This window comes from Algoriphagus sp. 4150 (assembly GCF_031457395.1).
Classification (GTDB): domain Bacteria; phylum Bacteroidota; class Bacteroidia; order Cytophagales; family Cyclobacteriaceae; genus Algoriphagus.
The window spans coordinates 1-12,500 of record NZ_JAVDWS010000014.1 but is presented as its reverse complement, the minus strand read 5'-3'; the positions used below and the strand labels follow the sequence as shown (position 1 = coordinate 12,500).

Below are 12,500 nucleotides of genomic sequence, written 5' to 3'. Positions count from 1 at the left end.
GCTTTAGTTTTTTTGAAAGTTGATTACACGTTGTCAGGTTCCGGATGTACATATCCATTTCTATAAGGTCTTCTCAATCTCTCAGTCGCTTCTTTATCCCCAATTACGGTCATAGTCTTGGGATCGTATTTCAACGCCCGACCGCCCAAGTCCATGGAAATATTAGTCAGAATGCAAGACGCTGTAGAAATATGTCCTTCTTCAATGTCCGCGACCGGCAATGATTTATTTTTGATCGCTTTTAACCAATCCTGCATATGAAGACGGGTTGCCGGAGCTGCATTCAGCTCGATATCCGGTTCATTTACATCTTCCGGATATTTTTCCCGCTCGAAAAGGCATTCAAAATGTATGGGTTTTTCATCTTTATCTAATGGTGTGTAATCGGCCCGCATCGTACTTCCTGCCAGCATTCCTTTATCACCGAAAATCTTAAAGGCCCATGGATACTCGGGATCGTCCGGATTTCCCCAGGTCCTGTGCTGCCAAACTAAATTCAGGTCTGGATACTCGAAAATTGCCGATTGTGTATCTGAAATATTGGATTTCCCATCTTTCTGCACATAGATTCCGCCGGTGGAAGTGATCTGAGCGGGCCAACCTAGCTTCAGCATCCAGCGTACAGTGTCCAGCATATGTACGCACATATCTCCGGTGATGCCATTTCCATATTCTATAAATGTTCTCCACCAGCGTTTATGGGGAATACCATCATAAGGTCTCAGTGGTGCAGGACCTGTCCAGAGGTCATAATTGAAAAACTCCGGTACAGGTTCCACCGGCGGATTGCCATCGGCACGCATATGAAAATAGCAGCACATCTCCACATGTGAGATTTTACCCAATTTGCCACTGTCAATTATTTGCTCTTTCGCGTCGATCAGATGTGGGGTGCTTTTCCGCTGCGTTCCTACTTGAACAACTTTATTGTATTTTCTGGCAGCTGCTACCATCGCTTCTCCCTCGATTACATCTACAGAAATCGGCTTTTGCACATAGACATGTGCGCCCGCTTTCAGAGCAGCGATACACATCAGTGCATGCCAGTGATCAGGTGATCCTATCAGTACAAATTCAGGTTTTTCTTTAGCCAAAAGTTCTTTGTAATCTTCATACAATGCAGGGACTTTTCCAGACTTCTGGCGGGAGGCGACCATGTCTCCGGCTTCTTTTAGCATGTTGTGGTCCGGATCACAAAGTCCCACCACTTCTACATCGGCTACTTGGATTAGGCGAAAAAGATCTGATTTACCATACCAGCCTGCCCCGATCAAAGCTACTTGAATTGGTCCTTCCCGATCTTTGAAATCCATTCCGAAAAGACCAAAACTTGCCAAGGTAACCATAGCAGAAGAGCCTTTGAGGAAATCTCTTCGATTTAAAGAAGTCATAAATAAAGGGGTTAAGGGTTATTGTTACTCTTAAGTTACAAAAAGCTATTTCCTTACCAATTAGAATTGGATGAACGGAGAGGAAGGTTGATAGTTAAAATGTCAAATTTGATCGGGCTCAGGATGTTTATAACCGTCCCGATAAGGTCTTCTCAAAAGGGCCGTTGCTTCATCATCATCAATCACGGTCATGGTTTTGGGATCATATTTTAATGGTCTTCCTCCCAGCTCCATGGACATATTTGCCAAAATGCAGGATGCCGTGGAGATATGGCCCTGAAGAACGTCAGCAACTGGCAAGGTGTCTTTTTCTATGGACTGAAGCCAGTCTTTCAGTTGTTCTCTAGTCGCCGGAGCCGCATGGATCTCAATGTCTTTTTCAGTGACATCTTCCGGATACTGCTCTTTCTCCAGTACTACCGGGTAATGGATTGGCTCACCATTATTTTTACCTTCCGGATAGAAATCAGCGCGCATCGGACTTCCCGCCAGCATACCGTTTTCTCCATAGATTTTAAAAGCCCAAGGATAATCCTTGTCTACAGGATTGCCCCAGGTGCGGTGTTGCCAGATTACATTCAGTTCGTCAAATTCAAAAAGTGCTGTTTGAGTATCTGAAATATTGGAAATTGAGTCTTTATCCACATAAATTCCGCCGGTAGAAGTCACTTGTACAGGCCAGCCCAAATCAAGCATCCATCTGACAGAATCCAGCATGTGTACACACATATCACCTACGATGCCATTGCCATATTCCATAAAAGCCCGCCAGCCTCGATGTAGTATCCCCCGATAGGGCAGCATGGGAGCAGGGCCTGCCCAGAGATCATAATTGAGATTTCCGGGAACCGGAATTACTTCGGGGTTGCTTTTATTCCGCATATGGTAATAGCAGCAAACCTCCGAATGGGAGATTTTACCAAGCTTTCCCGAATCTATGATTTCCTTTTTTGCCCGCACGAGATGCGGAGTACTTCGTCGCTGCGTGCCGATCTGCACTTTTCGGTCGTATTTTCTGGTTGCCGCCAAAATCGCTTCTCCTTCGATCACATCCACGGAAATTGGCTTTTGAAGGTATACATGAGCACCGCTTTTTACTGCATCAATGACCATCAATGCATGCCAGTGATCCGGTGATCCGATCAGTACATATTCAGGCTTTTCTTTCGATAAAAGTTCTTTATAATCTTCATAAAGCGCAGGCACTTTTCCCGACTTTTGACGAGTGGCTACTAATTCTCCCGCTTCAGCGAGCTGCTTGCTATCCACATCACAAAGCCCTACTACTTCCACATCCGCCACTTGAATCAGTCGAAAAAGATCTGATTTACCATACCAGCCTGTACCGATCAGGGCAACTTGGAGCGGACCTTCCCGGTCTTTGAAATTCATTCCAAGCAAGCCGAAACTTGCCAGCGACATCAGGGCAGTACTTCCTTTTAAAAAATCTCTTCTGTTTAGAGGATTCATAGGTTATGGGTTTGAGGGTTTTAGCTCTTCAAATTACAAAAAGTACAGACTTTGGCAAGAAGTTATAAGTAGGCGGAATAGGACCGCTTTGAATGGAAATAGAATGTAATAACCTATTTAGAAGTCCAATCCAGTTGTCTCCCGCTTTTTGCTGATTCTGTGTCTTTGCCGCTGCCGATAGCTAGTCCTATGGCCATTCCGATAGGCAATCCAATTCCCAAATAGGCCATATTTCCTAACGCGGCACCAAAAACAACTCCTAACGGAATCCCAAAAGCAGCCATTCCCAAAGCCAGCCATTGGTTTTGGTAGTGGTTTTTTGGGACTAGTTGAAGCTCTTTTTCCAGAAGTTTGAGAATTGCAGCCTGTACAGTGGAAATATGTTTGAGCAGTTGTGGATCAGGACCGGAAAAGTTATTTACTCCCGATATGATTTCATTGATTTGGGACTCGGTACTTACAGGGATCGTTTTGAGTCTGACTGCATCCAAAAGTGAGCTTAGATTATGAGCTGCTTTAGCCAGTTTTGGGTTTATTTCAAAGGATGTGCGGGGAGTGAGGGATGAGAGGGGCATAGAATCATTGATTATTTTGATAATAGTAACTAGGAGATGATATGCTATCAGAAAATAATTCTTCTATTAATTCATTTGGTATTCTTATTCCATCATATTTTGTTAAAAGAAGGCTATTTTCCCAAGTGTAGCTATAGTTGGCAATTTCCCCAAACTCTGGGTTAAGAATCAGGGCTCCATCTCCATCCATAGGCGGATCGATGGACTCATATTTTAAAAGCAGGATAGAATCTAATACTATAAATTCATTGACATACCCAAGATGGCGATGTTTTAGGAGTTTATATGATCCGTTTTGTGATTTTACGAGTGAATAGGATCGATATTTTTCACCCATCAAAGAGTCAAAATAAATGAATGTAGCCGTGTCTCCGAAAGTAGACTTTATCAATTTTTGCCTTTCAATTCTATATAAATGGCGTGCTCTAAAATCTGAAAATTCCACATCCAACGTATCTATTGACCTTTCATATAAATCCGAGTTTTTGCTTTGGCATGCAGGAAGAAATAAGAGGAGAATAGTAAATAGTAGCAGGTATTTGGTTGGATTAGAGGGCATAAGTAAAGTTAGAAAAACATTTTCTAAAAAAGAGATCGGTAGGATTCGATATTGATCAAGATAATTGTTGACCAAAGAATTGACATAATGGCTCCTATTCCATTGATCCATATATAGGTGTGATTATCCTGATATTTATTATTTAGAGATAAAAAGGCAGGAATTAAAAATAGATGTGCTATAATTTGAAAAGGGAGGAGTAGAATCCCAAATGCAAAAGGTCCACCTCCAGTCAGCAAAAGCTTAAATGTAAAAGGGATGAATAGGAATACATTTGAAATCAAAATAATCACAAACATGCTGGAGTTAAATCTTTGCATGGTAGCGATTACCATTTTCCTTGAGAGCGTGCACTAAATATGGTTCTGTCCATTTTTGGCGAATTATCCAAATCATACCCGTAAGCTATGCTATTGAGGTAGTGATGGATTTTTAGCCGCTCTTGCCAAGTGAGTTTTTGGTATTCTTTTCCATAATTGACTTGCTCAGAAGCATTTCTTGCTTGGAAGGCGGACCGGTCGAGCTTGAATTTTCTAGGACTGTCAGACATCTTGTAAAAAGGTATAAAGCCAATTTAAAAATTTATACAAACAAAAGGTCTCTTTTTACGTGATCTTTTATTCATAAAGAAGCGAGGCTACATCGGCCACCCGACATCCCACATCCCACATTCCTAAAACTTCACTCCAAACCGCTCTCCCAATTCCGTCAAATCCCTTACCACCGGATCAAGTAAGGGAATGCCTTCTTTCATGCGAATAGCTTCCAATTCCCGTTCCGGATCACCCGGAATTAGTACTTTTTCATTTCCGGGAGTTGGTTTTGCCGCACGGAATCGAGTGATCCAATTGTCCATATGGGCTTTAAATTCATCTGCAGGGCGGAATGCATCCACACGCATCGCTCCGAAAAAGTGACCGATTCCTTCTCCCACAGGATTTGGATCCGGTTCTAAGAATGCCACGAAAGGAGGAACCCATGGGCCATAATTGGCACCTGAAAGCACTGCAGAGAAAATATCCACTATGGAGCCCAGTGCATATCCTTTGTGCGAACCATGCTCTCTGTCTCCACCCAACGGAAGCAACGCTCCGCCATCTTTTACGCCATTGGCAGATGTAGTTGGAAGTCCATCTTTGTCCTGCACCCAGCCAGTGGGCGTATCCAGCCCTTTGCGTTGTAAAATTTCCAATTTTCCGTTAGCGGCCGTAGTTGTAGCCAAATCTGCTACGAAAGGAGGTTGATCTTTTGCCGGTATTGCTACTGCAATTGGATTGGTGCCCAAAAGTCTTTCCTGAGAAAAAGTCGGTGCTACCAGCGGACTTGCGTTTGTCAGGGAAATCCCGATCATATCATGATCCAATGCCTGCATAGCATGATAGCCGGCAATGCCGTAATGATTTGAGTTTTTCACCGAAACCCACCCTGTACCTGCAATTTTGGCTTTCTCAATAGCAACTTTCATTGCAAAGGGAGCTACTACCAAACCTAATCCCGAATCTCCGTCCACTACAGCAGTGGAAGGCGTCTCGTGTACTACCCGTATAGTTGGAGTCGCATTGATCCTCCCTTTTTCCCATAAACGAACATACCCCGAAAGTCGCGCAACACCATGACTATCCACTCCTCTAAGGTCAGCGGAGACCAACACATCAGCCGCCGTTTTGGCTTGATCATCCGGACAGCCGATTTTAGCAAGCATACCCAACGTAAATGAGTGAAGTTGTTCATAGGAATAGGTCATATCTATAGGGGATTAAGCAGGCAAATAAATAGTAAGAAAGGGATTTTTTTTGAAAGGCTTAAAGGGCCGTTTGCTCGGGAATCAGCAAGGATGCGATAGCGCCTTCCTTCAAGGCATAATGTGAGCAGGTGATGAAATCCACCTCAATGTAGCGTAGAATAAATTCAATCAGACTTGAGGCGACTACGATCATGTCCACACGCATAGGGATCATTCCTGGAATCAGCAGACGTTCTTCCTTGTTTTTGCTCAGAATCATACGATGAATAGCCTCATACTCTTCCACGGGTAACTCGAATACATGTCGCCCGGTGAGTTTACACTGAAGCATGGATTCGAAATAAATATCTGTCAGCGTATCGAAAGTTCCCGAAGCTCCCACTAGACCAACCGGTTGGTAGGTTTTAATAGCCTCAATCAAAGGTTGAAGTTTTTCTTCCAAATAGCCTTCAAGTTTTTCAACTTCTTCCGGCAAAATAGGATCATGATAGTGAAAAAGCTCCAATAGGCGCTGGCCTCCTATTTCAAAACTTTGCTTCCATACTGACTTCTGACTATTGCCGATGATGAATTCCACGGAACCGCCTCCGATATCCATCATGAGTTCGGTTTGACCATTCAGTGAGCCTGAAAGTCGGATTCCTTCATAGATCATTTGGGCTTCTTCTGCGCCGGAAAGTACTTGTATATTAATTCCAAGGGTTTCTTTGACGGTTTTGACAAAATCGGAGCCATTTTCGGCATTTCGTACCGCGCTGGTAGCAAAAGCAAAAACCTGATCTATGTGTTCCCCATCGATCAGGTTTTTGAAATGTTTGAGCGTATGAAAAGCTCTTTTTTTGGCATCTTGGGCAAGCGTATTTTGATTGATGCCGCCTTTACCCAATTTGACAGGGATTTTCTCCTTGTAAATTGTTTTAAAACTTACACCTTCTAGTTCTACCAATAACAAATGAAATGTATTGGTGCCCATGTCTATTACCGCCGCCTTTCGGGTACTCATACGCTGCCAATTTTTTGGATGGGCGAATATAGAAAGTTATTTGAAATGAGGTCTTTCAACTTTTATTTTATTATCGGTTTTTTGAGGAAGAAGGGGATAAGCTTTTGTCAATGGTATAAATAAGGGATCGGTGTAATCACTTTTTATACCAAATTCATTCATCAAGGTTTTTTTCCATAGCTGACAAAGCCTGTTATATTTGGGCAAGTCTAAAAACTATCATATGGACAATCAGGATAAACCCAATTATACGTCGCCCGGAAAAGAGGGTAAAATCGAATTGCTGAAAAAGAAAAATGCAGAAGCACTTCTTGGTGGAGGAGAAATGCGGATTGCATCACAGCATAAGAAAGGCAAACTCACAGCCCGTGAGCGTGTGGATCTGCTGATGGATGAAGGGACATTTCAAGAGATAGACAAGTTTGTGATGCATCGGGCCAAAGATTTTGGGCTGGATAAGGAACATTACCTTGGCGATGGCGTAATCACAGGATATGGCGAAATAAATGGGAGATTGGTGTATGTCTTTTCTCAGGACTTCACAGTATTCGGGGGATCGCTATCCGAAACTCATGCTGAGAAAATATGCAAGATCATGGATATGGCCATGAAGAATGGGGCTCCTGTGATTGGGTTGAACGATTCCGGTGGAGCGAGAATCCAAGAAGGAGTAAATTCTCTGGGAGGCTATGCCGATATATTTTATAGAAATACACTTGCCTCGGGAGTTGTTCCGCAGATTTCTGCAATTATGGGACCTTGTGCCGGTGGGGCGGTTTACTCTCCTGCGATCACAGACTTTATACTGATGGTGGAAAATACCTCTTATATGTTTGTGACTGGGCCAAATGTGGTAAAAACTGTTACTCAGGAAAATGTCACTGCGGAGGAATTGGGGGGAGCATCGGCACACAGTACCAAAAGTGGAGTTACGCATTTTGCCTGCGCAAATGAGTTGGAATGTATTCAGTATGTAAAAAATATATTGAGCTATTTGCCTCAAAACTGTGAGGAAATTGCTCCTGTTTATTCATATGAGCTTTTGGAGGATGAAAACAGAAAAGAATTAGACACTTTAATACCGGAGAATCCCAACTATCCATATGATATCCGTGATGTGGTGAAAGGCATTGTGGACGAGAATTCATTCTTGGAGGTGCATGAAAATTTCGCCGATAATATTGTAGTTGGATTTGCCAGAATAGCCGGTAGAAGTATAGGCGTAGTGGGAAACCAGCCCCAATCCATGGCAGGAGTTTTGGATAATGATGCCTCTGTCAAGGCAGCAAGATTTGTTCGGACTTGTGATAGCTTTAATGTCCCGCTGTTGGTATTGGTTGATGTCCCTGGGTTTTTGCCGGGAACGGATCAAGAATGGAATGGGATCATCACAAATGGGGCAAAATTACTGTATGCATTTTCAGAAGCTACCGTGCCGAGGATTACTGTTATTACCAGAAAAGCGTACGGAGGGGCCTATGATGTGATGAATTCCAAACATATAGGAGCCGATCTGAATTTTGCTTGGCCCACAGCCGAAATTGCTGTCATGGGAGCGAAGGGAGCATCAGAGATTATTTTCAAGAAGGAAATTGCTGAAGCTGAAGATCCTGTCGCCAAACTTCAAGAAAAAGTGGATGAGTACACAACTAAATTTGCAAATCCCTATCGGGCAGCGCATCGGGGCTTTATTGACGAAGTAATCATGCCCTCCGAGACACGTATCAAATTAATCAGAGCTTTCAAGATGCTGGAAAATAAGGTGGATAAAATCCCGAGGAAAAAGCACGGGAATATTCCGCTATAAATAATATGGTTATCCGCAATGATGCTAATAGCCTTGTCTTCTTTGGTTTAATGGCTAGAAGACCAACGACGGATGACCGAAGCGACATGAAAACTAGGGTCTTAGCTAATTCTATAGCGCTTTTATCTTCTTACAAGTAGAAAAAGAGGATATTCATATGTAAATAAATACAATCATTAAATTTCAAATACAATTTTCAATATGGATTCGAATACCTTTTTATATAACTATCTAAACAATGCTTCCCCAACAGGCTTTGAGGCTTCCGGTCAGCAAATTTGGCTGGATTATGTTAGACCATTTGTGGACGATTATTTCACGGACAATTATGGGACTGCTGTAGCAGTGATCAACCCGAAGGCCGAGTATAAAGTCGTAATCGAAGCGCATGCCGATGAGATCAGCTGGTTTGTGAACTACATCAAAGACGACGGTTACATCTATGTGCGTCGCAATGGAGGCTCGGATCATATGATCGCGCCATCTATGCGTGTGAATATTCATACGGACAAGGGAATGATTCCGGGAGTCTTTGGTTGGCCGGCCATTCATGTAAGAAAAGACGGTAAAGAAGATACCCCTACTTTGGATAATATATTCATTGATGTGGGAGCCAGATCCAAGGACGAAGTAGAGGAAATGGGGATTCATGTGGGATGTGTGATCACTTTCAAAGACGAATTGACTGAACTGAATGGGAAGTTCTACTCTGGAAGAGCGCTTGATAATAGAATCGGAGGATATATGATTGCCCAAGTTGCCAGGAGAATCAAAGAGAATAAAAAGAAATTGCCGTTTGGACTCTATATAGTAAATGCGGTCCAAGAAGAGATTGGTCTTCGCGGAGCTCAAATGATTGCTGCCAAAATCAAACCCAATGCTGCAATAATTACGGATGTCTGCCACGATACTACAGCTCCTTTATATAATAAGGTGGTAAGCGGAGATTTCACAGCAGGCAACGGGCCGGTCTTGACTTACGGCGCTTCGGTGCACAAGAAGTTGCTGGATCTGATTATCGCCACGGCAAGGAAGAAAGAGATCCCTTTTCAGCGATCAGCCGCATCACGTGTGACGGGGACTGATACGGATGCTTTTGCATATTCCAATGAAGGTGTGCCATCGGCTTTGATTTCCCTTCCTCTGAAGTACATGCATACTACGGTGGAGACTGCGAGCAAAGATGATATTGAGCAGGTAATTAACTTGATGTACGAGTTCCTGTTGGAGTTTGATCCCACATTTGATTTTAGATATATAAAATAAGTCCATAGCTCAAAATTCCATAGGCCATGGCTTCCACGGTCTATGGGCTTTACCCTATGATTCAGATGAACTACACGGATCAGCTTAATCGCACAATCTTCGTTACTGCTCAGCCTCAGCGGATTATTTCTCTTGTTCCTTCGCAGACCGAGTTATTGATAGATTTGGGTTTGGAGGAAAGGATTGTGGGAGTAACCAAATTTTGTGTTCATCCCCAAGGCTTGAAAAAGCGAAAAGCTATAGTGGGAGGAACAAAGAATTATAGATTTGATGTAATTGAATCATTGAAGCCGGACCTTATCATAGGCAACAAGGAGGAAAATGAGCAAACCGGCATAGAAGAGCTCATGGAGAAATATCCCGTTTGGATGAGTGATATCTATACGCTGAAGGACAGTTTGGAGATGATTGGGTATTTTGGAGAAATGCTAAGCGTACAAGCCAAAGCCGAAGCAATCATCAATCAGTTGAAAACAGATTTTGCTTTGCCGCTTTGCAGGAAGGGAACATCTGTCTATTTGATTTGGAAGGACCCAATTATGGTGGCTGGAGCTGAAACCTTCATTAATAAGATGCTGGATTTTGCAGGATTCGAGAACTTGATCCGGACTCCACGCTATCCTCAGATTTCGGAAGAGGTGTTAGTAGACCTGAACCCTGAATATCTTTTGCTAAGCTCAGAGCCTTTTCCCTTCAAGGAAACACATAGACAGTATTTTCAATCTTTTTTGCCTAATGCGAAAGTTATTCTGGTGGATGGAGAGATTTTCTCCTGGTATGGAAATAGACTACTTAAAGCGAAAGCGTATTTTGAAAGCTTATGAGCATCACAAATCCACTACAACTGTATAGGAAGATACCGCTCATGAAAAAATTTATTTATTCGGCAGACTTTATTAAAAAAATCAATTAACTTTTGAATCGAAATAATTTGAAACCTATCACATTATGAAAAATACAAGATATGCTTGGGTGGCCTTGTTCGCCTTGACTTGGTCATGTGGCCCCAAACCGGCAGAAGATTCAGTGACCGAAACTGTTGTGGAGGAGGTAGTGGTGCCGGAAAATTCATTGACAGAGGAAGAGAAGTCTGAGGGCTGGATGCTTCTTTTCGATGGTGTCAATACTGATGGTTGGAGAGCATTTAACGGAGATAGTTTTCCGTCCGAAGGCTGGACAGTAGAAGACGGTGCTTTGAAAGCCCTTGGAAAAGGAGGGGACATCGGTGGAGATATTGTGTTTGCCCCGGTAGAATTTGAGCAGTTTGAAATGGAATGGACTTGGAAAATAGCCCCTGGAGGAAATAGTGGCGTGCTCTATCATGTGGTAGAAGATCCAAAGTACAAGGCCCCTTATGAGACAGGCCCGGAATATCAGATGATTGATCAGCTTGGTTTTGCTGAGCCTTTGGAGAAGTGGCAATCAATCGGTGCGGATTATGCAATGACAGAACCGGATTATGAAGGAGCAGTAAAGCCTGCGGGCGAATGGAATACATCAAAGATCATCTTCTCTGAGAAAGGATCAAGCTATTACCTGAATGGTAAGAAGACTGTCGAGTTCATCCCTTACTCTGAAGAGTGGACCGCTGCACGTAATTCCGGCAAATGGAATGACTTCCCTGATTATGCTATTTCAAAGACAGGATTGATATCCCTACAGGATCATGGTGCAGAGACTTGGTTCAAAAACATTAAAATTAGAAAATTATGAAATCGAGCATGACGTTAAGCTTCATACAGAGGTATGAGTACAATGCATGCGAGATTCTCCCGATGAAAAATCGGGACAGGCTATATGACCATTAAAAATCAAAATATAAACAGATGAAAAAGTTAATAGTGATGATGCTGTTGGTGGCATCCGTGAATTTTGCATATGCGCAGAAGAAAGTCAAACTCTTTAATGGCAAGGACCTTTCAGGCTGGACTGTTTATGGAACGGAAAAGTGGTATGTAGAGGATGGTTTGTTAGTTTCAGAAAGTGGTCCTGATAAAGAATATGGTTATTTGGGCACGGATGAAGAGTATGATGATTTTGAAGTCACACTTGAATTCAAGCAAGAAGCGAATGGAAATAGTGGGGTATTCATTCGATCTACCGTGGATGGGACAAAAGTTTCAGGTTGGCAGGTAGAAGTAGCACCTCCCGGTCATGATACCGGCGGGATCTATGAATCGTATGGTAGAGGCTGGTTGGTGAAGCCGGATCCGGAAAAAGATAAGTATTTGAAATTTGGTGATTGGAACAAAATGAAGATCGTTGTCAAAGGAGATAATGTCACTTCTTATTTGAATGGAGAAGAAATGGTAAACTTCTCAGATGCCAAGATAGGAGAAGGAAAAGGCGGTATTTGCCTGCAAATCCATGACGGTGGAGGAATTAAGGTCTACTGGCGAAACATTGTTTTGAAGAAGCTGTAATAAGCCAAAAGCTATAGATGAATTGCCCTGATGATTGAGTTGTCAGGGCATTTTTATTTTGTTGCAACTTTTCTCTGTCTCTATCAGCCGGTTATGATAAATGAGTGTTAAAGTCTCAGAAATCTATTGCCCTTAAAATAAAAAGGGAGATATTTGCACTCCCAAATGGCGCATACGGAGTCGGGGAAAGAGAGGAAAGGCTCTAAAGAAGCATTGAAAAAATTAATTTTGCGTGTGGGTTTGGAAGTCAAAAATGATCACT

Annotated in this window: 12 protein-coding genes; 5 read left to right on the top strand and 7 right to left on the bottom strand. The window is 42.7% G+C overall.

All coding sequences use genetic code 11. From position 1 onward, the window contains the following. Positions 1–23 precede the first annotated feature (23 nt). The 7 genes from J2X69_RS16610 to J2X69_RS16580 all read right to left on the bottom strand — a co-directional run bounded on the left by J2X69_RS16610 (position 24) and on the right by J2X69_RS16580 (position 6,742). Positions 24–1,391, bottom strand: a complete 1,368-nt coding sequence (locus tag J2X69_RS16610; RefSeq protein ID WP_310105734.1) for a Gfo/Idh/MocA family oxidoreductase — start codon at positions 1,389–1,391, stop codon at positions 24–26. Between the two features lie 102 nt (positions 1,392–1,493). Continuing rightward, complete coding sequence (locus tag J2X69_RS16605; RefSeq protein WP_310105731.1) at positions 1,494–2,861, bottom strand: Gfo/Idh/MocA family oxidoreductase; 1,368 nt, start codon at positions 2,859–2,861, stop codon at positions 1,494–1,496. Positions 2,862–2,974: 113 nt separating this feature from the next. Next, entirely contained in the window at positions 2,975–3,436 is a 462-nt protein-coding gene (locus tag J2X69_RS16600) for a hypothetical protein (protein WP_310105728.1), read from the bottom strand. A 4-nt stretch (positions 3,437–3,440) separates the two neighbouring features. After that, on the bottom strand, positions 3,441–4,106 hold the full coding sequence (locus J2X69_RS16595; RefSeq protein WP_310105726.1) for a hypothetical protein: 666 nt from the start codon (positions 4,104–4,106) through the stop codon (positions 3,441–3,443). 217 nt (positions 4,107–4,323) lie between these two features. After that, positions 4,324–4,545 (bottom strand): hypothetical protein, encoded by a 222-nt coding sequence (locus J2X69_RS16590; protein WP_310105721.1) that lies wholly within the window; start codon positions 4,543–4,545, stop codon positions 4,324–4,326. 123 nt (positions 4,546–4,668) lie between these two features. After that, complete coding sequence (locus tag J2X69_RS16585; RefSeq protein ID WP_310105719.1) at positions 4,669–5,739, bottom strand: Ldh family oxidoreductase; 1,071 nt, start codon at positions 5,737–5,739, stop codon at positions 4,669–4,671. 58 nt (positions 5,740–5,797) lie between these two features. Further along, positions 5,798–6,742 carry an exopolyphosphatase gene (locus J2X69_RS16580; protein WP_310105716.1) on the bottom strand — a complete coding sequence of 315 codons (945 nt, stop codon included), beginning with the start codon at positions 6,740–6,742 and terminating at the stop codon, positions 5,798–5,800. Positions 6,743–6,965: 223 nt separating this feature from the next. Between J2X69_RS16580 and J2X69_RS16575 the strand changes: the two genes are divergently transcribed. The 5 genes from J2X69_RS16575 to J2X69_RS16555 all read left to right on the top strand — a co-directional run bounded on the left by J2X69_RS16575 (position 6,966) and on the right by J2X69_RS16555 (position 12,238). Then, positions 6,966–8,549 carry an acyl-CoA carboxylase subunit beta gene (locus tag J2X69_RS16575; protein ID WP_310105713.1) on the top strand — a complete coding sequence of 528 codons (1,584 nt, stop codon included), beginning with the start codon at positions 6,966–6,968 and terminating at the stop codon, positions 8,547–8,549. Positions 8,550–8,750: 201 nt separating this feature from the next. Then, a complete protein-coding gene (locus J2X69_RS16570) occupies positions 8,751–9,815 on the top strand; it encodes a M42 family metallopeptidase (protein WP_310105711.1) in 1,065 nt (354 codons plus the stop codon). Positions 9,816–9,841: 26 nt separating this feature from the next. Then, the gene (locus J2X69_RS16565; RefSeq protein WP_310105708.1) at positions 9,842–10,639 is read left to right on the top strand and encodes a helical backbone metal receptor; all 798 of its coding nucleotides are present in this window, start codon (positions 9,842–9,844) and stop codon (positions 10,637–10,639) included. Positions 10,640–10,763: 124 nt separating this feature from the next. Further along, positions 10,764–11,528 carry a DUF1080 domain-containing protein gene (locus J2X69_RS16560; protein ID WP_310105704.1) on the top strand — a complete coding sequence of 255 codons (765 nt, stop codon included), beginning with the start codon at positions 10,764–10,766 and terminating at the stop codon, positions 11,526–11,528. A gap of 113 nt (positions 11,529–11,641) precedes the next feature. After that, a complete protein-coding gene (locus J2X69_RS16555) occupies positions 11,642–12,238 on the top strand; it encodes a DUF1080 domain-containing protein (protein ID WP_310105702.1) in 597 nt (198 codons plus the stop codon). Positions 12,239–12,500: the final 262 nt, after the last annotated feature.